Source organism: Pseudomonas syringae, from assembly GCF_002157375.1.
Classification (GTDB): domain Bacteria; phylum Pseudomonadota; class Gammaproteobacteria; order Pseudomonadales; family Pseudomonadaceae; genus Aquipseudomonas; species Aquipseudomonas syringae_T.
Map to the genome: position 1 here is coordinate 377,463 of NZ_MTSA01000003.1, position 20,169 is coordinate 397,631.

Genomic DNA, 20,169 nt, shown 5'->3' on the forward strand with positions numbered 1-20,169 from the left:
GCACATGCACTGCCGTTACTGATTACGCTTCATGGCCGCGGTCAGGGTATCGACGTTGTAGCGGAACATCTTCGCGTAAGTCGGCGCTGGACCGTCGGCCGGCGAAAGCGCTTCGACGTACAGTTCACCACCTGGCTGGGCGCCACTGGCTTCGGCGATCTGCTTGACCAGACGAGGGTCGCTGGAATTCTCGAAGAAATAGGCGCTAACATGTTCGGCCTTGATCTGGCGAATCAGTTTCGACACATCCGCTGCCGACGCTTCGGACTCGGTGGACAGGCCCAGCGGCGACAGGAACGTCACGCCATACGCATCGCCAAAGTAGCCGAACGCATCATGCGACGTGAGAATCTTGCGCTTGGCCGCCGGAACCGACTGAATCTGATCGCGGGCATAGATATCCAGTTGCTGCAGCTCGACGATGTAGCGATCACCGTTCGCCTGGTAGACGCTCGCCCCTTCCGGATCGGCTTTCTTCAAGGCAGCCACAATGTTGCGCACATAAATCACCCCGTTGGCAGCGCTGTTCCAGGCATGCGGGTCAACAATGCGCTTGCCGTCCTCATCCATGCTGCGGGTCTTGATGCCTTGTGACAGCACCACCGGCTTTCCTTTGTAACCGGACGCCTTGATCAGACGGTCCATCCACCCTTCCAGGTGCAGACCGCTGACAAACACGAGGTCAGCACTTTTCAATGCCTGGGCATCGCTCGGCGTCGGCTCATAGACATGCGGATCGCCATTCGGGCCGATCAGGGATTTGACGTGTACGCGATCACCGCCGACCGTGCTGACCATGTCGGCGATGACCGTGAACGATGCCACCGCCTCAAGCGGTTTGGCCTGGGCCAGGCTGGCGAATGCCGACAACGCCAGTGCCGCCATAGAACTCAATAACATCAATCGTTTCATGACATACCCTTTCAATGAGCCAGGTGAGGTTTGGGAAACAGCCGACGCACGATCCCCGTGCGCCCGAACAGCAGGGAAACGCCGTAGAACGCACTGGCGGTCAGGACGATGGCCGGCCCGGAGGCGACGCCAACGTGGTAGGAAACGATCAGCCCGATCAGGCCGGACAAGGTGGCCAGCAGCGTCGAAATCACCATCAGGCCGCTCAACGAGTTGGTCCAGAAGCGGGCCGCGGTGGCGGGCAACATCATCATGCCCACCGCCATCAGGGTGCCCAGCGCCTGAAAACCGGCGACCAGATTCAGCACCACCAGCAACAGAAACAACACGTGGTACAGAGACCCACGCCCACCGACGGCACGCAGGAAACCCGGATCGAAACACTCAAGCACCAGCGGGCGATAGATCACCGCCAACAGCACCAACGTGAACGAGGCAATGCCGCCGACCATGTAGATGGCTGTATCGTCAATCGCCAGGATGGTGCCGAACAGCACGTGCAGCAGATCGACGCTGGACCCGTGCAGCGAGACGATCAGCACGCCAGCGGCCAGCGAAGTGAGGTAGAAGCTGGCGAAACTGGCGTCTTCACGCAGCGAGGTCAAGCGACTGACCAGGCCGGACAGCAGGGCCACTGCCAGCCCGGCAATCAACCCGCCAAAGCCCATCGCAGGCAGCGACAGCCCGGCAACCATGAACCCCACCGCCGCCCCCGGCAAGACCGCATGGCTCATGGCATCGCCCACCAGGCTCATGCGACGCAGCATCAACAGCACGCCGACCGGACCGGAGCCAATCCCCAGCGCCAGACACGCCACCAGCGCACGGCGCATGAAGCCAAACTCGATAAACGGCTCGATGACCAGGCTATAGAGCATCATGAGCGCTCGTCCTCGGCATCACACAACAGCGCGTCCGGGCTCCAGTATTCCGCCATGTTGCGCGCCTTGCGCAGGTTGGCGACGCTGAGCACATCCGCCGTCTCGCCCCACGCGATGGCTTCGCGGGCCATCAGCAGGGTCTGCGGAAAATGCTGACGAACCTGATCGATGTCATGCAGCACGGCAATCACCGTCCGCCCCTGCCCGTGCCAGACGCGTACCAGTTCAAGCAGGTCGCGGGTGGTACGCGCATCAATGGCTGTGAACGGCTCGTCCAGCAGGATCACCGAAGCGTCTTGCAGCAGCAGTCGGGCGAACAGGACACGCTGAAACTGGCCGGACGACAGTGAGCCGACGCTGCGTTTCTCGAACCCCTCCAGGCCGACGGTGCGCAGTGCATCCTGCGTCAGCACGGCGTGCTGCCGCGTGAGGCCGCGAAACGGGCCAACGCTGTGCCACGCCCCCATCGCCACCGTGTCGGCGACGCTCAATGGAAAGCTGCGATCAATCTCGGCCGCTTGAGGCAGATAACCAATGGTGCGGGTTGCCAGACGTCCGCGATCAACATGACCCTGTGCGGGTTTCATGGTCCCGGCAATGGCCTTGATCAGGGTGGATTTCCCTGCACCGTTCGGCCCGACGATGGCGGTCAGGCTGCCCGCTTCGAAACGCCCGCTGATGTGATGCACCGCAGGACGGCGTTCATACGCCACGGTCAGATTTTCCAGCGCAATGGCGGCGCTCACGGAATGGCCACCGACCAACCGATGGCCAGCCACAGCAACGTCAGTATCACCAGAGAAAACAGAATGCGTTTCCAGGCCGATAGCGCCAGCGCAGAACCCGCGATTGAAGGGGAAGGAGAAGATTTCACGCGTCAGTAACCTGCAAATATTTGTTACAGTATTACATACCTGTCAATCTGCCCGTTATAAAATAACATTTAAGTTTGCAACTGCAATGCGCGGTGATAACGAGCGACCTTCGGTCTGATCCGGGCATCAGCGCTTGAGTCTGCATGGGCAACCCTATACTGTACATACAAACAGTTAAGGGGCATTCCATGCAGCTCATCGACAAGCTCAGCATTCTGGCGGACGCCGCCAAGTACGATGCGTCGTGCGCCAGCAGCGGAGCGCCCAAGCGCAGTTCGCAGAACAAAAGCGGGCTCGGCTCCACCAACGGCATGGGTATCTGTCACAGCTATACGCCGGATGGACGTTGCGTATCGCTGCTGAAAATCCTATTGACCAACTTTTGCCTGTATGACTGCCAGTACTGCGTCAACCGGCGCTCCAGCGACGTGCCCCGCGCGCGTTTTACGCCCGAAGAAGTGGTTACGCTGACGCTGGATTTTTACCGGCGTAATTGCGTGAGCGGTCTGTTCCTGAGTTCCGGAATCATTCGCTCGGCGGATTACACGATGGAGCAACTGGTCGAGGTCGCCCGGTTGCTGCGAGAAGTGCATGAGTTTCGCGGCTACATTCACCTCAAGACCATCCCCGATGCAGACCCCGCGCTGATCGAAAAGGCCGGCCGCTATGCAGACCGTCTGAGCGTGAATATCGAACTGCCCACCGACCTGAGCCTGCAGACCCTGGCGCCGGAAAAAGACGTGGCGTCCATCAAGCAGGCCATGCAGACCATCTACACCGGCGAACAGACTGTACGCAACGAACCGCGCTCGCCACGCTTTGCGCCAGCCGGGCAAAGCACGCAGATGATTGTCGGTGCCGACGCCACCGATGACAGCACCATCCTGCACAGCGCCCAGTCGCTGTACAGCAACTTCAAACTGCGCCGGGTCTATTACTCGGCTTTCAGCCCGATCCCCAACAGCCCCAATAGCGTTCCGCTGGCCGCCCCGCCGTTGATGCGTGAACACCGCCTGTATCAGGCCGACTTCCTGTTGCGCGGCTATGGTTTTACGGCAGGCGAACTGCTCGACGGGCCTGGCGATCTGGCGCTGGACATCGATCCCAAGCTGGCGTGGGCGCTGGGCAACCGTCAAGTATTCCCGCTGGACCTCAACAATGCCGACCCTGCGTTGATCGCCCGTGTTCCGGGCATTGGTATTCGTACCACCCAGCGGCTCGTCGAACTGCGCAGACAGCGACGCATTCGCTACGAAGACCTGACGCGCATGCGCTGCGTGTTGGCCAAGGCCAAGCCCTTCATCATCACCAGCGACTATCATCCGCCGCACGCCGAGACCACCAGCGAGTTCCTGCACCATCAGTTGCGTGACCGGCCACAGCCTCAGCAAATGGGGCTCTGGGGATGATCTGCCTTGATTGCGACGACCTGTTCGACACCTGGCGGTTGCAGGCTCGCTGGTTGCTAAGCCACGAAATCGACCCCAGCCAGGTCAGCTGGAAATCGCCGGATGCCGCCGATCTGTTTGGCAGTGAAGAGGCGTATCCAGAGGAAGCCGGTCCGTTTCAAGCCCGCGTCCCGCTGGAACTGCTGCCATTGCTGGAAAGCACCTCACGCTATCGCGGCGAGCAACGCTGGAGCCTGCTGTACGAAGTGCTGTGGCGCGTCACCCACGGCGACCGCACCGCCATGATGGCTGGCGATAAACTGGGCAGCGAATTGCATCGACGGCTCAAGTCAGTGCGTCGCGAGGCGCATCACTTGCATGCTTTTTTGCGGTTTGTCGCGCTGCCCCCTGCCGACAACGAAGCGGTGAGCATGCGCCCGCAATACGTAGCCTGGCATGAACCGGCGCACGACATCCTGCTTAGCGCCAGCGAGCATTTCATCGGCCGCATGGGCCAGCACCGCTGGATGATCGCCACGCCGCAAGACGGTGTGTACTACGATGGCAAGCAGTTGATCCACGAACGCCGCTGCCCCGAAGCATGGCAAATCATGGCGCGACAAGTGGAAGATCCACACGGCGCATTGTGGCTCACTTACTACAGTCACATCTTTAACCCTGCCCGCCTCAACCCTAAAGTCATGGAAGGCCATTTCCCCTCGCGTTTCTGGAAAAACCTGCCCGAAGGCCCGCTGATCCCGGCGCTGATCACCCAGGCCCGTACCGGCAAGCAACGCGACGGCCAGGCCAGCGACATAGGTGCCCGACGCGGCAAGAAGATCGCGCTCAAGGAGTAAACGCCTGATTCTCGCGGCCGTGCGTTCAGCTATCCGCGATGCGTGGTGATAATGTCACGACCATGACAGACAGGCCATCCGAGGTTCCAACATGCTCGACAGCCCTACCCGCCATTTGCTCGATACCCTTTGCCAGACGATGGTCGACAGGTCATTTCTGGTCGTGACCGGAGCAGGCATCAGCACCGCATCCGGCATTCCGGATTACCGTGACAAGGACGGCGTGCGGCGTGGCAAGCAGCCAATGATGTATCAGGAGTTCGTCGGCAATCCTGCCGCCCGGCAACGTTATTGGGCGCGAGCCATGCTGGGCTGGCCGCGTATCCGTGCAGCACAGCCCAATGCGGCTCATCAGGCGCTGGCCGCATTGCAGGCTGAAAATGCCATTAGCGGTTTGATCACTCAGAATGTCGATGCGCTGCACACCCAGGCCGGCAGCCAAGACGTCATCGAACTGCACGGCAGCCTGCACCGCGTAATGTGCCTGGACTGTCAGCAGCGAATGGACCGGGCGGCGATTCAAGAGCAGTTATTGCAGCAGAATCCGTACCTGTCCGGCGTCCATGCGACGCAGGCCCCTGACGGCGACACATTGCTGGACCCCGCTTTCGAAGCCGGCTTCAAGGTTCCCCACTGCCTGCACTGTCAGGGCGACAGGCTTAAACCGGATGTGGTGTTCTTTGGTGAAAACGTCGCCCCGCCAACCGCTGCCAGAGCGACATCGAGCGTGGAACAGGCCGAAGGCCTGCTGGTGGTGGGCTCTTCTCTGATGGCCTGGTCGGCGTTTCGCCTGTGCAAAGCGATGGTCGAGCAAGGCAAACCGGTCATTGCCATCAACCACGGCAAGACCCGCGCCGATGAGCTGCTCGAGATGAAAATCGAAGTCTCCTGCGAACAGGTTTTGCCGTGGATCGCCGACCAGTTAAGCAGCCGTTAGAAAAGCCCGAGCTGCCCCCCGATCAAGGTACTGAAATCGTCGTCCACGAACGGCAGGATCGCATCAGCCAACGGTTGCAACTGGCGCGTCACGTAATGATCGTAGTCGATAGGCGCATGACGAATTTCCAAGGGTTCCGGCCCGGCCGTGGTCATCACGTAGCTGATCCAGCCGCCGCTCTGGTACTGGCGCGGGCGCTTCTGCTGATCGTTGTATTCATCGGCCAGACGCGCGGCGCGCACATGCGGCGGCACGTTGCGCTGGTAGTCGTCAAGCTTGCGGCGCAGACGCTTGCGGTAGACAAGCATATCGTCCAGTTCGCCTGACAACGTGCGCTGCACATAATCACGCACGTACTCCTGATACGGCTGGCGCTTGAAAATGCGCAGGTACAGCTCTTGCTGGAACCGCTGGGCCAGCGGCGACCAGTCGGTGCGCACCGTTTCCAGGCCCTTGTAGACCATTTCTTCGGTCCCGTCGACACGCGTGACAAGCCCGGCGTAGCGTTTCTTGCTGCCCTCCTCTGCGCCGCGCACGGTGGGCATCAGAAAACGTCGAAAATGCGTTTCGTATTGCAGTTCCAGCGCACTGTGCAAGCCGTATTCTTTCTGCAAATGCTCGCGCCACCACTGGTTGACCTGCTGCACTAATGCCTTGCCGATGCCCGCCGCTTCTTCTTGCCCGTGGGGACGACCCAGCCAGACAAACGTCGAGTCAGTGTCACCGTAAATCACGGTATAGCCCTGCGCCTGAATAAGATCGCGGGTCTTGAGCATGATTTCATGGCCGCGCAAGGTAATCGATGACGCCAGACGCGGGTCGAAAAACCGGCAGCCGCTTGATCCCAACACACCGTAAAACGCATTCATGATGATTTTCAGCGCTTGCGACAGCGGGGCATTCTGCTCGCGTTTGGCAGCCTCCCGACCTTGCCAGACGCGCTCGACAATGGCGGGCAGACTGTGCCTGTTGCGTGAGAACCGCGCGCCGCGAAAACCCGGCACCGACGCGCTTTCTTCAGGATGACGCATGCCTTCGATCAGGCCCACCGGGTCAATGAGAAACGTGCGAATGATCGACGGATAGAGGCTTTTGTAATCCAGCACCAACACCGACTCGTACAGCCCCGGCTGAGAATCCATGACGAAACCGCCTGGGCTGGCTTCGGGCAGTCGCTCGCCTTGATTAGGCGCCACAAATCCCTGGCGGTGCATCAGCGGAATATACAAATGGCAGAACGCGGCAACCGAGCCACCGCTCCGGTCGACAGGCAGGCCGGTCACTGTGGCGCGCTCAAGCAGAAAGGTCAGCAACTGGGTCTTGGCGAAGATGCGCGTCACCAACTCGCAGTCCTTGATGTTGTAGCGCGCCAGCGCCGGCTTGTCCTCGGCGAACATGCGGTTGATTTCGTCCATGCGCTGGTACGGCGTGTCGATGGCCTTGCCTTCGCCCAGCAACGTCTGCGCGACGTATTCAAGGCTGAACGACGGAAAACTCCAAGTCGCCGAACGCAGCGCCTCGATACCGTCGATGATCAACCGACCGCTGACTTCGGCAAAAAAGTGATTGTTGCGGCTGCCATGCTCGCGCCAGCCCATCGGCTCCCCGCCGCGCCCGAGCCGCAGTGGCACCTGCAGGCGCTGGGCATGTTCGTGCAAGACGCGCAGGTCAAACTGCACCACGTTCCAGCCAATGAACGCGTCGGGGTCGTGCAGCGCCAGCCAGTCGTTCAGGCGCTCCAGCAACTGCGCCCGGGTGTCGCAATAGTCGAGCTGAAAATCCAGCGCCTCATCGCCGCCGTTGGGCGGGCCAAGCATGTACACCTGACGCTGGCCACAGCCCTCCAGCGCGATTGAGTACAGCTCACCCCGCGCGGTGGTTTCGATATCCAGCGACACCAGTTTCAGCTGTGGCCGGTAATCCGGCGCAGGTCGGATCTGCGCCTCGCAAAGCACGCCATCGGCATTCGGTGTACCGCTAAATTGCACGGGCGCAGTGATGAAGCGTTCCATCAGGTAACGTTCGGGCGGGCGGATGTCGGCTTCGTAAACGTCCACATTGCCCCTGCGCAGCAGCTTCTCGACGTTCATCATCTGCCGGTGCTGCTGACAGTACACACCCAACACCGGGCGATGGCGAAAGTCGCAGAGTTCCAGCGGGCGCAATTCCACTCCACGCTCGGTACGCAACAACGAACGGGCGCGCTCGCCCTGTTCGGCAGGAATGAAAGCGACAGAAGGCTGGCAAGGCAGACGAATGTGACGAGGACCTTGGTCGGTGGCCAGCCAGAAGTCGACCTCAGTCCCGGCAGGCGTATCTTGCCAGTGCCGACTCAGGATAAAGCCCTGCTGTAAATCCAACGCTGCAACCTCGACTGTGGGTGAACACGCTGATTCTACTTGGCTATTAGCGTGAAGGCGCGGTTCTCAGTCCAATCAAGGTAATTACGGAAACGCCGACTATTGATTCCGTCTATGCCCCTGATGCTTATTTAGCAGTTGATTGGTTGGCCGGGCTGCACGAATCTGTAGCGTCACTGCACATGCACTACAGTCATACAGGTCGCCATCCCGGAGAGCATCATGAAAACCGTCGCCCAACTGTTGAAATTGAAAGACCTGCACAACCAGCACGTGCATACCATCGAGCCACATCAGATGGTGCTCGATGCGCTCAGGCTGATGGCGGATAAAAATATCGGCGCATTGCCAGTGGTCGAAAACGGCGTGGTAGTGGGCGTGGTCAGCGAACGCGACTACGCGCGCAAGGTGGTTCTCAAGGGGCGCTCTTCGGTCGGCACGCCGGTCAGCGAAATCATGAGCAACAAGGTCATCACCGTGGATTCGCAACAGAGCGTCGAAGCCTGCATGGGCATCATGACCGACAGCCACTTGCGGCACCTGCCTGTCGTGGAAGACGGACAACTGCTGGGCCTGCTGTCCATTGGCGACCTGGTGAAGGAAGCCATCGCCGAGCAAGCCAGTCTCATTCAACAGCTTGAACAGTACATTCGCGGCGACTGATCAAAACCCTTGCCCGAACAGCGCGCGGAAACCCGCGCGCAATGGCATCACTCAGTCATCCAGCGTTTTGCCAGGCGCCCCGCCTTTGGTGGGCTTGCCAGGCTTTTCGGCCGGTGCAGGCTTGGCTTCCGGCTCCGGTGGTGGCGCAGACGCCTCCTGTTCACGCATCGGCATCTGGTCGATGGTGGCAAATATCTCTTTGGGGTCAATCGGCCCGGACTTCTCGATCTTCTTCTCGCCGTCCTTGCCCACCAGAATGACCTTGGTCTGCGCCCCCGCACCCAGTTTCAACTCACGTATCAAAGCCATGGTCGATTGCGCATCCAGGGTTTTGCCATTGCGCTCGCCAATGGTATTGATGACGGTGAACAACACCATGTTGCGCTGCGCGAACGCTTCACGATTAGCGGGTTCGTCCAGCGCTTTCTTGAGGTTGACCAGTGTCGGATCGACCGTGCTGGGCGCGATGATGATCAAGGGACGCGACTTGCCGCGCTCCTGCGCCAAGGGGCTGTCGCTGTCGGCGGCTAGCGCTGAACCGGCAGCGACAAGCAGGGTGGCGAGGGTCAGGGACCGGATTAACATGGTGGGCTCCTTTCAAATCCATTGGGTAGCCATCGCGCAGACACACGCGATGCTGGTCTGTTCTACCGCATATGGGTCATCCCGGTACAGCCCGATGTCGTCCTTTTCCCCGATTCCGACCTTACGCTGAACGTTTGAGCGACCGCTGGCCGACACTGTCCAGTGTCGCCGATAACCGCTGGACGACCTGGTCCACGTCGGCGGCCTGCAGCACCAGCGGTGGCAACAGACGGATGACCTTGCCCCGCGTGACGTTGATCAACAGTCCGAATTGCTCGGCCGCGACCCGCGTCAGATCGGGAATAGCCTCTTGCAATTCGACGCCGATCATCAGCCCCTGACCGCGAATCTCCAACACCAGCGGATGCTTGCCGAGCACGTTGTGCAACTGTTCAATCAAGCGCTGGCCTTGTAGCCGGGCATTCTCCACCAGCCCTTGCTGCTCGATGATGTCAATCACGGTGCAGCCCACCCGGCAAGCGAGTGGATTGCCACCGAACGTGCTGCCATGACTGCCCGGCGTGAACAGATCCGCTGCCCTGCCCCTCGCCAGACAGGCACCGATCGGGATGCCATTGCCCAAGCCTTTGGCCAGCGTCATGACATCGGGCACGATGCCTTCATGCTGAAAGGCAAACCACTGGCCGGTGCGCCCCATGCCGGTCTGGATTTCGTCGAGCATCAACAGCCAGTCACGCCGTGTGCAACGCTCACTCAACGCCTTGAGATAACCGGCAGGGGCCACCTGCGCGCCGCCCTCGCCCTGAATCGGCTCCACCAACACGGCAGCAATCCGATGACCGTGAGTCACGCAGACGTTGTCGAAGGCGGCAAGATCACCGAATGGCACTTTGATGTAATCCCCCGGCAAGTCGCTGTAGCTCAAGCGCACCGAGGGTCCATCGCTGGCGGCCAGTGTGCCCAGCGTGCGCCCGTGAAATGCATTTTCCATGACCACCACCAGCGGCTGCTGAATGTGCTTGTGCCAGCCATGCAGGCGCGCCAGTTTGAGCGCCGTTTCATTGGCTTCGGCACCGGAATTGTTGAAAAACACCCGGTCCATCCCGGCCAGTCCGGTCAGCTTGTGCGCCAGCCGCTGCTGCCAGTCAATGCTGTACAGATTGGAGGTATGCAGCAGCAAACCTGCCTGTTCACGGATCGCCTCGACCAGCAGCGGGTGTGAATGCCCGACACCGGTCACGGCCACGCCCGCCACTGCATCCAGATATTCGCGACCACTCTGGTCCCACAGGCGCGTGCCCAGACCGCGAGTAAAACTCAGGGCCAGCGGTTGATAAGTGCTCATCAGGCAGGCGGGGGTCATGGCGTGAAGCTCCTTGGGTAGGTGTCGGTTTTTGCAGTATGGTTAACCACCTGTTCTGGATAAACAGCGAAATACTTCAATCATTTTAAAGCTGAGATTGTTAATGGACTTGTTTCAGGCGATGCGGGTATACGTGAAGGTGGTCGAAACCGGCAGCCTCACGGCGGCAGCACAGGCGTGTTCGATTTCCACAACGATGGTCGGCAATCACTTGCGCGCACTCGAGCAACGCCTGGGTGTCAGCCTCATGCAACGCACCACCCGCCGCCAGCGGCTGACCGAGTTCGGCACTGCGTATTACCAGCGCTGCCTGGAAGTTCTGGGGCTGGTCGCCGAATCCGAGCAACTGGCCGAGCAGGCGCAGGGGGATCCGACCGGCACATTGCGTATCACCGCACCGCTGACCTTCGGCTCGGAGTTGCTGGCACCTGCTTTGGTCGGATTTTCGCAGCGCTTTCCTGACGTCAGGCTTGATCTGGTGCTGACCAATCAGCGACTGGACATGATCGACAATGGTTTTGACGTCGCTATCCGTCTGGGCAACCTTGCGCAATCATCGCCATTGATTGCACGCCCGTTGCAGGATTACACCCTGACCATTTGCGCTACGCCGGACTATCTTGCCCGCCACGGTGCGCCCGTCAGGCCCGAAGACCTTCGCTTGCATAATTGCCTGGCGTTCGCCTATCCGGCCGGCGATGAGTGGCGTACCGCCGGTACGCAATGGCGCATGACAGGCCCCGAGGGCGAGGTTCTGGTAGACGTGGACGGCTCGATGGTGGCCAATACTTCATCCGCTCTTTATCAGGCTGCGCGCGCTGGAATGGGCGTGGTGATGCTTCCGGATGCGCTGGTCCAGCGGGATTTGCAGGAAGGACGGCTGGTGGCACTGCTGACAGACTACCGTCTGCCCAGACGACCGATGAACCTGCTCTATGTGCAGGACCGTTATCGGTTGCCTAAATTGAGAAGTTTTGTGGAGTATGCGATCAGCTTGTGGGGACGGTAGCGGCAGGCATCCGGTGCGCAGCGTTGCGCTTGCACCGGATACCCTTTGCCCAGCTTGGGGGTCAGACCTTGAATCGGCTGACCAGGCTTTGCAGATGCCCGCCCAGACGAGCAAGCTCGACACTCGACGCGGCCGTTTCTTCGCTGGCCGACGCCGTCTGCTCGGAGATATCCCGCACATTCAGCACGCTGCGATTGATCTCTTCGGCAACCGCGCTTTGTTGTTCGGCGGCTGCAGCGATCTGATGGTTCATCGTCTCAATGGTCGAAATTGCCTGTGTGATGTTGCTGATCGAAACGCCCGCATTACGGGTCAGCTCGACGCTGTTAGTGGTCAGCGCCTGGCTGTTGTCGAGGATCGTGGCCACCTGCGTGGTGCGGCTGTGCAATCCGCTGATCAGCGCGGCAATTTCCTCGGTCGATGTCTGCGTACGCTGCGCCAGGCTTCTGACTTCGTCAGCCACTACAGCGAAACCTCGACCGGCCTCACCGGCACGTGCCGCTTCGATGGCAGCATTGAGCGCCAGCAGGTTGGTCTGCTCGGCAACGGCCTTGATGACGTCAAGTACGCCGCCAATCTTGTTGCTTTCGCTCTTGAGGTCGTCCATCGCCGACTTGGAGTGCTGGACTTCAGTGGCGAGTTTTTCGATCTGTGCCACCGCTTTGGACACCACGCCATCGCCTTCACGCGCTTCTTTCGAGGCGTTGACCGCAGCATGTGACGCCTGCTCGGCATTTCTCGCGACTTCCTGAACGGTCGCCGACATCTCGTGCATGGCGGTTGCCACTTGATCCGTCTCGGTTTTCTGGCTGTTTACACCGGCACTGGTTTGCTCCGTGACAGCAGACAACTGCTCGGCAGCGCTGGCTATCTGGGTCACGCCATCACGCAAGCCACCGATCAACTCGCGCAGATTGGTGGTCATGCGCAGCATGCTGCCCTGCAACAGTCCAAGCTCATCCTTCCGGGTAACCGCCTGGTTGTGCGTCAGATCACCATCGGCCACACGTTCAGCCAGTTTCAATGTTTCAAGCAACGGGCCGACGATAAGACGGGTGATGATCCAAGCGGCCAGGAAACTCACGATCAGCGCTGCGACCAGCCACATGGAGAGCATGGTTTTGGCCTGCCCCACGTCCTCGATTCTCAGGTTGACCTGATTGGCGGAAAGCTGATCGGCGGAGTTAAAGAGGACGCCGATGCTTTTATCGATACCGGCCTGAGCCTGGTCAATCTTTGCTTGCGCAGCAGTGAACTGGTTAAGGGTGTTCTGATAGTTAATCAGCGACTCTTCAAGGTGCCTGGTAATCGCGGATTGACTGTCAAAACCTTGCAGGTTCCTGACATAGGTAATGACGGTATTCATCGAGGCTTCTGCGGGCGCTTTGTTCTCGGCTTTCAGCGAGTAGGTGTAGCCGCGCAGATCGAAACGCATTTTCTGAAACAGGGTCATTGTCTGCGTGACGGTCTCTCGGTCCTGAGCGTTGCCATTTTCCGACCTTGCGTAAGCATTCAGCTTTTGCAGATCGTCGGCTGCCGCATCGGCATACTGACCAAACACGCCACGAGTCGCTTCACGGGCGGCGGTCGCCTGAATGAGGCTGTCATAGTGAACGCGATAGTCTTTCAGCGCATCGGCAGACGCGTTCACTAACGGAGTGTTCAGTGGGGAGTCGAACACCTCCTGAGCATATTTGACGTGGGTTTCCAGCGCCTCAAGTGCCTTTTTCCAGTTGGCGGCTCGTTCAGCATCGTATTTGATCGTGTAGGCCAGACGTGCGATCCGGACGTCTCGCGTCAGCGTGCTCATCTTGCCGATGTCGGCGATCCTTTCGCTACGCTCGCTGAGTGACGTGATACCGCTCCAGCCTGTCAGTGCGATCAGCACTGTCAATACGATCACCAGAGCAAAGCCCAGCGCGAGCTTGGACCTGACAGAAATATTGCTCAGCGTTTTTTTCAACGTAATGTGCTCTTGTTAGGTCATCGGTGGATACACGAGGCTAATCCTTGCCGCCTATACAACACCGTGATGTCGGCAGCGTGACGCCAAACTTTAAAGTTGGCGTCAATATTCTTGCCTGAAAATAGTTTGCGGGCGGCACGGCGGCATATGGCTTTTTAAACCGGGTCAGTTAGCATGGGCTGCTGCACACACACTGAGTATTCCGGAGAACTGCATGAGTCTGGCGTTGACGGCTTCAAGGGGCGGCTTGACCACTGAGGAGCGATCTGCGATTGCCGAGATCGAGGCGACGACTAACGTCTTGCGGTTGGTCACGCGGCTGACCGGCATGCGCTTCGCGGGCATCGCGAAGTTCACCGATGCGGACTGGATTGCCTGCTCTGTCTATGACCCGATGGACCTTGGCATCGACGACGGCGATGTGTTCGCACTCGAAACAACATTGTGCAGCGAATTTTGCGTTAACCCCGAAGCCTTGTTCGTACCGCAGATCAGCCAGGACGGCCGGTACGCGAATCGCCCGGTTGTAAAACGGTACGCCATAGAAAGTTATGCGGGCGTGCCTATTTTTCTTCCTGACGGGCAGCTTTACGGCGCACTGTGTGCGCTGGATTCACAAGTAACCCTGTTTGAAGACCCTGATCTGCCAGAAACATTGACGCTGTTTGCACGGCTGATCGGCTGCATCTTCTTCGCCAATATCACTGACACCAGCGCCTGAAGAGATACACCCGATTACAACTGAGCGGGTTGTTCCAGCACCGCGTACAGGTTGGCAGATTCAAGCATCACGCTGCTGAACCGCCGCTCATCGAGCGGCATGGTCTGTCGTTGCGAAACAGGCCTGGGCGGGCTTTCCCCGTTCAGCATGTCCGAAGGCAGATCGATTCCGAAATGAGGGAACGGTTCCTGGGCCACCAGGCCTCCGGCCGCCAGAACCAACAAAAAGAAGACGCCCGCAATGGGCTCTTTAGATCTGCACATAACCGCTTCTCCAATCCGGTAAAACGATTCGACTCAAGACAGTCCCCTCAGCATGAGGACCGGAAAGTTGCTCGGGTGTCGCCTTCTGGCGAATCACTCAAAAGGCTCTTCGCCTTGCAGCTTGGTGCGGTGCATCAGCCGCCCGGATGCCGGGTCGTAAGCTTCTGCCCGGTGCAAAGTGCCGGTGTTGTCCCAAATCACCAGATCCCCTGAGTGCCATTCATGGCTGTAGCTGAACGCCTCGGCCGTGGCCCACTCGCGAAGACCGACCAGGATCTGCGCGCTTTGCGCTGGGCTGATGCCGATGACCTGCCGGGCGGTACAGCCAAGAATCAGAGACTTGCGACCGGAGCGGTGCTTCCACACCAGCGGAAGCTCCTTTTCACCGATGGCCTGCATTGCCGTCAGCATGGCCAGGCTGGGCTCCGGATTGTAATAGAGTAACGATGCCCACGGGGCATGTATCACGCGCAGGGTTTCGTAACGTCGTTTGTCTGTGTCCGGCAAAGCGTCGTAAGCCGCATAGGTGTTACAAAACCCCGTGTTGCCTCCCCAGCTTGCCGCCACTTTGCACGACAACAACGAAGCCAGAATCGGTGCATCGCTGCCAGTGCCGTCGATGTGCCAGTAAAACGAGCCCTTGAGAAACTCCGCGCCTGCCGGGTTCTCTTTGACGTCGAGGCTGATCCGGGTGATGTTCTGGCCGTCATTGGCTTCAGGGCAAAAAGTCCCGAGTGTCCGGGTGAATGCAATCTGCTCGGCGTCGGTAAAATGGATCTGCGGGAACACCAGCACACCGCGTCGCTCCAGCAGTTCACGAATGTCCTTGGCGAAGTCGCCGGACAACAATGCTTTCTTATCAGCGAAAAGACGCGTGCCGATACATGGCTTGATGGACTCCTGAACCATCCGGGCATTCGAAGCGGCTGACATGATGCGACCCTCTTCATAAGTGAACACAACGGTACACTTATGAAGAGGGGGAAGCAATACCCTGTTTTTGGCGCAGGGCGCGCTATCTATGCTGCAGGTAGGCGCCCAAGTGGTCGTGCAAGAAGAACGCAAGCAAAGCCCCTGTCAGCATTGCCAGCCAATCAAGGGCCCTGGCCTTGCCCCACAGTGGCGTTCGCTCACGCAGCCGAAAATACCAGGGGCCTGTACACAGGATCAGACCTTGCCCGCACAACAAGACGAGGGCGAGGAAAATACCTGTGCTCAGAAAGCCTTCATCCCTGACACCCCACCGGCCTGTCGACTGATTCATGGCAGCGAAGTAAAGACCACCCATGCCGATGATGGTCATCGTCAGGCCGATGGGCCAGGCTGGAAAACCGGGCCGCTGCATCGACTTTTCAAGGTTTGAGCGATCACCCTCCAACACTTCGATGATTCTCGGCCATCCCGCCAAGCGGGCAAGCGTCAGCACGTCGTGCCCGTTGCGGTTAGTCGTTGCAGGGTCTGCCCCACTGTGCAAGAGGGTAATCACGACATTGCAATTGCCCGCGAGTGCTTCGCGGTGGATCATCTGCCAGCCCTCTTCGTCATAGTCAGTGACAAGCGCAGGATCCTCCCGAAGCCCCTCTTCTACCGCGCTCTGAGCATTCAGCCCCATCGGATGCTCACGCCGTTCAAGCGTGTTCAAAGCGCGTTTGTCCGCCGCACTGGCCAGTGTGCGAGTAAAGCGGACCGGTGACTTGCCCTTTGCAGGCGGGACCAGCATGACCGTTCCCGCCTCACCAAAGTCCAGCCCCCATGCCTGATCATGCTCGATGCGTTCGGCCGAAGACATGCCGCACCGCAACGCATCAATGGTGAAGCCGCCGAATACGCGGCCGCCCAGCACATAGACCCAGTCGTTCAGGCGGGTCAGCGGAACGGATACCGGGTCCCCGGCGTTGATCGAACTCACCCACTCAGGTTCATTCATGAGAACGCCTGAAAGGGTCTGGCCGTCAAAATCGACATCCGTCACCCACATGTTCTCGACCGATGGGCTATCCGGATCAGGCGAATCCGTAGAAAACGACACCTTTATCGCCGCCAGGTCCAGCGCCTGCACAATCCGGCGGCGCTCCCAGGACATCTCCCGCCAGAAAAACTTGAATGTGCGGCGCGCACTGGCAACCGCGGCACGGAAGTCTTCGCTTTCGCCTTCAACGCCGTAGATCATGTGTTCCGTCATAAGCCGGGTAATTCCTTGTGCGAAGAGAAGCGAACCAAACTGCAGTGACGCTGGACTGTCTTCAATCCAGGTATTTTAATGAACATCAACAGCCGCTACATCGACGATTATCTGCTGGCCTTCGGCGTGACTCAAGATGCGCCCTACAGCGTGCAAGGCACATGGGCCAACGACGACAGGCTGTCCCCGTTGATAGACGCCCGGTTTGCCGAATGGCAGGCAATGGGCAAGCCTGAGTAAATTGTCTGAGCAGTCTTCCGCGGCCGCCCGGCGCAGGTAATCATGCGTTTTAACCTGATCGGGTTAACGCAATTCAAAGGAGTGAATCCACGTGCATACACCCATCCCGCAGATCCTCATCCAGCGCATGGCTGAACCTCATCTTGAAGGCGTCACAGCGCTCTACAACGAGCCAGCGGTATGTCGTCAGGTGTTGCAGATGCCTTATCAGTCCATCGACGTGTGGCGCAAACGTCTGGCCGACAGCACTGAGCGGCATGTGAAGCTGGTTGCGCTGAATGGCGGCGAAGTCATCGGCAGTATTGGCCTCGAGCAATATTCACGCAGCCGGCAGAGCCATGTCGGCGCTATCGGCATGGGCGTCGCATCGTCCTGGCACGGCAAGGGTATCGGCTCCAGGTTACTGGGCGCAGCGCTGGACGTGGCCGACAACTGGATGAACCTGCATCGGGTGGAGCTGACCGTCTATGCCGACAATGAAGCGGCGCTGGGCCTCTATCGCAAATTCGGTTTCGAAGTCGAAGGCCGCCTGCGTCACTACGCGGTCCGCGAAGGCGTGTTTGTCGACGCATTGAGCATGGCACGGTTGCGATAAGCCTGAGTCTTCAGAACAGCCGCTTGAGCTATGGCTGAAAGCGTGCAAGGATCAGGCATGAATAACATTCCTCAAAGCAACCGACATCACCATCACGGCTCCTTTCAAGGTGCTGCGGTTGCTTGTGCTCATCGATTGGCCAGACCAGGATTCATGCTCTGACCCGTCAGTGAAACAGACCAAGGCGCCTCAGGCGCCTTTTTTATTGCTTGAACATAAAGGGAGATGACACACATGACCATGCTACGTGGAACTCGCATCGTGACCGGACCAGAAGCCGCAATCCTGCGTGAAACGGAAAGTCGTTTCCGGAGCTATCTTCATCGAAGCGGGTGCTGAAGAAGCAATCGTCCCGGCTTTATGGGGTCAGGACACCTTTATCGAAAAGGCCGGCGGCAGCGAGATCATCGGCCAGATGTGGGCCTTCAATGACAAGGCGGGGCGTGCTTGCTGCCTGATCCCGGAAGCCACTGCCTTGTTTCAGGAACGCAGCGACCTGCTGTTGAACGGGCGCAGCGAGGCGCTGTTTTTCTATGTAGCACGCTGCTATCGGTACGAACGACCTCAGGCCGGACGCTATCGCGAATTCACTCAGTTGGGGCTGGAAATTCTCGGCCCTTCGCCGCAGGAAGGTTTGCTGCGCAGTCAGGCTGTCTGCACCGGCTTTCTTGACTCGCTGGGGCTGGATTACCAATTGAACAGCGCAGTCAAACGAGGCCTGAGTTACTACCTTGAAGGCAATGGCTTCGAAGTGCGCTGCCCACGGTTACCCGTCCAGGCACTGACCACTTCCGCGACCAGCCTCGGACACACCTCAAAACTCACAAGACGGTCATTGACTTGAGCGTTCATCAGTTTCTGTTGAATCTGAATCAACTCGGACTCCAATGCCTCAGCAGACGGACACTGACTGTCTTCAGCATCCCGTTGCACGCTCAGGCTGGCCAGTTGGCTACGCAGGTCAAGCAGACGTTCTGCTGCTTTCTGCTGATCAACCCACATGACCTCCAGTGCAGCCAACTCTGACTGGATGCGCGACAGGTCTGACGCCAGCGTATTCACTACGTGTTGATCAACCGTCAGCCCCGCAGCGGCATCACGCTGCATCGCGTCGTAATGCCTTTGGCTGTGAATCTGATCGCTTTGCAGACGCTCCAGGCGCTCAGGCACGGCAACCAGACTGATTCGCACACGAGCGCAGGCCGTATCAAGCAGATCGACCGCCTTGTCGGGCAACTGCCGCCCGGAAAGATAACGTGCCGAGAGTCGGGCAGCAGCGACGACAGCGTCATCGCGCAAAAAAACGCCATGGCTCCGTTCATAGACAGGGGCAAGCCCACGCAGGATGGTGATGGCCTGCTCTACTGTAGGTTCAAGCACCCGCACCGGTTGGAAGCGGCGCGCGAGCGCTGGATCTTTTTCAAAGTATCGTCTGTACTCGGCCCAGGTGGTCGCTGCGATGGTGCGCAACTCTCCGCGCGCCAGCGCCGGCTTCAAAAGATTGGCCGCATCAGATCCGCCAGCCTGTGAGCCTGCACCGATCAACGTATGCGCTTCATCAATGAAAAGGATGACAGGTTTCGACGATGACTTGACCTCATCGATGACGCCTTTCAAGCGGCGCTCAAACTCACCCTTGATGCTGGCACCGGCCTGGAGTAACCCCATGTCCAGAGACAACAACTCGACGTTTTTTAAAAGATCCGGGACACGCCCGGCAACGATTCTCAACGCCAGCCCTTCGACAATCGCCGTTTTACCGACGCCCGCCTCGCCCACCACAATCGGATTGTTCTTGCGCCGACGAGCGAGTATGTCGACCATCTGACGCAAGCAATCGTCACGACACATTACGGGATCAAGCGCCCCCTCTCTGGCCTGTTGTGTCAGGTTATGAGTGAAACGTTCGAGCAATGACTCGCTCTGATCCACTGTTTTTCTGGCCACACCGGATGCGTGTTCTGCCAGAGCGAAATCGCGAAAACGTTCAATATTGATTCTTGCAAGAAGCGGCTGATAGGGACGGTCCGCATACCGCAACGGATTACGCAGCAAGGCGAGAATCAGTGCAGCCTGGTCAACATGGCTTTGCCCCAAATCCAGATTGGAAATCAACAACGCGTCCTGAAGCCACTGAACAAGTTCGCTGGCAAATACAGGGCTGGAAGCGGCACAGTACTCGACGGGAGGAAGCAGCAAGCGGGCAAACTCGGTAATCGCGACATCGGCATCCTGCAAAGCCCGCTGCAGCATGCCGTCAGGTCGTTCCAGCAGGGCAAGCAGCAGGTCCTCAACAAGAATCTTGCTGCTGCCTCTGGAGACACAGCGTTCGGCGGTCCCTTCAAGCTCTCTACGCGTAGGCTCATCCAGGGCGTTAACAAGTTGCTGCAGGTCTAGATTGATCATGATTA

Annotated in this window: 20 protein-coding genes and 2 pseudogenes; 9 read left to right on the forward strand and 13 right to left on the reverse strand. The window is 59.0% G+C overall.

The features are described 5' to 3' along the window. Positions 1–15: 15 nt before the first annotated feature. From BW686_RS05175 to BW686_RS27070, 4 genes are read right to left on the reverse strand one after another with little or no spacing between them, the layout of a single operon-like run. Positions 16–912 carry a metal ABC transporter substrate-binding protein gene (locus BW686_RS05175; protein ID WP_084914993.1) on the reverse strand — a complete coding sequence of 299 codons (897 nt, stop codon included), beginning with the start codon at positions 910–912 and terminating at the stop codon, positions 16–18. An 11-nt stretch (positions 913–923) separates the two neighbouring features. Beyond that, positions 924–1,793, reverse strand: coding sequence for a metal ABC transporter permease (locus BW686_RS05180; protein WP_084914995.1), 870 nt, complete (start codon positions 1,791–1,793; stop codon positions 924–926). Beyond that, complete coding sequence (aztA, locus tag BW686_RS05185; RefSeq protein ID WP_084914998.1) at positions 1,790–2,539, reverse strand: zinc ABC transporter ATP-binding protein AztA; 750 nt, start codon at positions 2,537–2,539, stop codon at positions 1,790–1,792. The genes BW686_RS05180 and aztA overlap by 4 nt, the downstream gene beginning before the upstream one ends. After that, positions 2,536–2,667: a hypothetical protein gene (locus tag BW686_RS27070; protein WP_256898186.1), complete on the reverse strand. Its 132-nt coding sequence runs from the start codon at positions 2,665–2,667 to the stop codon at positions 2,536–2,538. Before BW686_RS27070 ends, aztA begins: the two co-directional genes overlap by 4 nt. 189 nt (positions 2,668–2,856) lie before the next feature. Between BW686_RS27070 and BW686_RS05190 the strand changes: the two genes are divergently transcribed. The 3 genes from BW686_RS05190 to BW686_RS05200 all read left to right on the forward strand — a co-directional run bounded on the left by BW686_RS05190 (position 2,857) and on the right by BW686_RS05200 (position 5,850). Next, positions 2,857–4,077, forward strand: coding sequence for a putative DNA modification/repair radical SAM protein (locus tag BW686_RS05190; RefSeq protein ID WP_084915001.1), 1,221 nt, complete (start codon positions 2,857–2,859; stop codon positions 4,075–4,077). Then, positions 4,074–4,913, forward strand: a complete 840-nt coding sequence (locus BW686_RS05195; RefSeq protein ID WP_084915003.1) for a TIGR03915 family putative DNA repair protein — start codon at positions 4,074–4,076, stop codon at positions 4,911–4,913. Before BW686_RS05190 ends, BW686_RS05195 begins: the two co-directional genes overlap by 4 nt. A gap of 91 nt (positions 4,914–5,004) precedes the next feature. Beyond that, positions 5,005–5,850 (forward strand): NAD-dependent protein deacetylase, encoded by an 846-nt coding sequence (locus tag BW686_RS05200; RefSeq protein ID WP_084915005.1) that lies wholly within the window; start codon positions 5,005–5,007, stop codon positions 5,848–5,850. On the opposite strand, the gene BW686_RS05205 is transcribed toward BW686_RS05200, so the two are convergent. Beyond that, entirely contained in the window at positions 5,847–8,210 is a 2,364-nt protein-coding gene (locus BW686_RS05205; RefSeq protein ID WP_084915007.1) for a DNA polymerase II, read from the reverse strand. The genes BW686_RS05200 and BW686_RS05205 overlap by 4 nt on opposite strands. 222 nt (positions 8,211–8,432) lie before the next feature. On the opposite strand from BW686_RS05205, the gene BW686_RS05210 reads away from it, so the two are divergent. Continuing rightward, on the forward strand, positions 8,433–8,873 hold the full coding sequence (locus tag BW686_RS05210) for a CBS domain-containing protein (RefSeq protein WP_084915009.1): 441 nt from the start codon (positions 8,433–8,435) through the stop codon (positions 8,871–8,873). A 51-nt stretch (positions 8,874–8,924) separates the two neighbouring features. Here BW686_RS05210 and BW686_RS05215 read toward each other — a convergent pair whose 3' ends face one another. Together BW686_RS05215 and BW686_RS05220 are read right to left on the reverse strand one after the other, a co-directional pair. After that, positions 8,925–9,458, reverse strand: coding sequence for a DUF4174 domain-containing protein (locus tag BW686_RS05215; RefSeq protein WP_084915012.1), 534 nt, complete (start codon positions 9,456–9,458; stop codon positions 8,925–8,927). Between the two features lie 121 nt (positions 9,459–9,579). Continuing rightward, complete coding sequence (locus tag BW686_RS05220) at positions 9,580–10,782, reverse strand: aspartate aminotransferase family protein (protein WP_084915014.1); 1,203 nt, start codon at positions 10,780–10,782, stop codon at positions 9,580–9,582. Between the two features lie 103 nt (positions 10,783–10,885). On the opposite strand from BW686_RS05220, the gene BW686_RS05225 reads away from it, so the two are divergent. Beyond that, positions 10,886–11,791 (forward strand): LysR family transcriptional regulator, encoded by a 906-nt coding sequence (locus BW686_RS05225; protein WP_084915016.1) that lies wholly within the window; start codon positions 10,886–10,888, stop codon positions 11,789–11,791. A gap of 61 nt (positions 11,792–11,852) precedes the next feature. On the opposite strand, the gene BW686_RS27390 is transcribed toward BW686_RS05225, so the two are convergent. Both BW686_RS27390 and BW686_RS27395 read right to left on the reverse strand, forming a co-directional pair. Continuing rightward, positions 11,853–12,725, reverse strand: a complete 873-nt coding sequence (locus BW686_RS27390; protein ID WP_373270983.1) for a methyl-accepting chemotaxis protein — start codon at positions 12,723–12,725, stop codon at positions 11,853–11,855. After that, positions 12,708–13,754, reverse strand: a pseudogene (locus BW686_RS27395) (methyl-accepting chemotaxis protein); the annotation flags it as partial. The pseudogene BW686_RS27395 and the gene BW686_RS27390, both read right to left, overlap by 18 nt. A gap of 217 nt (positions 13,755–13,971) precedes the next feature. Here BW686_RS27395 and BW686_RS05235 point away from each other — a divergent pair. Beyond that, the gene (locus BW686_RS05235; protein WP_084915021.1) at positions 13,972–14,478 is read left to right on the forward strand and encodes a GAF domain-containing protein; all 507 of its coding nucleotides are present in this window, start codon (positions 13,972–13,974) and stop codon (positions 14,476–14,478) included. A 14-nt stretch (positions 14,479–14,492) separates the two neighbouring features. Here BW686_RS05235 and BW686_RS05240 read toward each other — a convergent pair whose 3' ends face one another. The 3 genes from BW686_RS05240 to BW686_RS05250 all read right to left on the reverse strand — a co-directional run bounded on the left by BW686_RS05240 (position 14,493) and on the right by BW686_RS05250 (position 16,923). Next, positions 14,493–14,741 carry a hypothetical protein gene (locus tag BW686_RS05240; RefSeq protein ID WP_084915023.1) on the reverse strand — a complete coding sequence of 83 codons (249 nt, stop codon included), beginning with the start codon at positions 14,739–14,741 and terminating at the stop codon, positions 14,493–14,495. 93 nt (positions 14,742–14,834) lie between these two features. After that, a complete protein-coding gene (locus BW686_RS05245; protein ID WP_084915026.1) occupies positions 14,835–15,674 on the reverse strand; it encodes a TauD/TfdA dioxygenase family protein in 840 nt (279 codons plus the stop codon). A gap of 82 nt (positions 15,675–15,756) precedes the next feature. Further along, on the reverse strand, positions 15,757–16,923 hold the full coding sequence (locus BW686_RS05250) for a DUF2314 domain-containing protein (protein WP_084915028.1): 1,167 nt from the start codon (positions 16,921–16,923) through the stop codon (positions 15,757–15,759). Between the two features lie 78 nt (positions 16,924–17,001). Between BW686_RS05250 and BW686_RS26760 the strand changes: the two genes are divergently transcribed. The 3 genes from BW686_RS26760 (at position 17,002) to BW686_RS05265 (ending at position 18,602) form a co-directional block, all read left to right on the forward strand. Beyond that, a complete protein-coding gene (locus BW686_RS26760) occupies positions 17,002–17,163 on the forward strand; it encodes a hypothetical protein (RefSeq protein WP_256898188.1) in 162 nt (53 codons plus the stop codon). 91 nt (positions 17,164–17,254) lie between these two features. Further along, complete coding sequence (locus BW686_RS05260; RefSeq protein WP_084915030.1) at positions 17,255–17,758, forward strand: GNAT family N-acetyltransferase; 504 nt, start codon at positions 17,255–17,257, stop codon at positions 17,756–17,758. A 289-nt stretch (positions 17,759–18,047) separates the two neighbouring features. Then, positions 18,048–18,602, forward strand: a complete 555-nt coding sequence (locus BW686_RS05265) for an ATP phosphoribosyltransferase regulatory subunit (RefSeq protein WP_306298894.1) — start codon at positions 18,048–18,050, stop codon at positions 18,600–18,602. Here the strand turns inward: BW686_RS05265 and BW686_RS05270 are convergent. Further along, positions 18,527–20,164, reverse strand: a pseudogene (locus tag BW686_RS05270) (AAA family ATPase); the annotation flags it as partial. The gene BW686_RS05265 and the pseudogene BW686_RS05270 overlap by 76 nt on opposite strands. Positions 20,165–20,169: the final 5 nt, after the last annotated feature.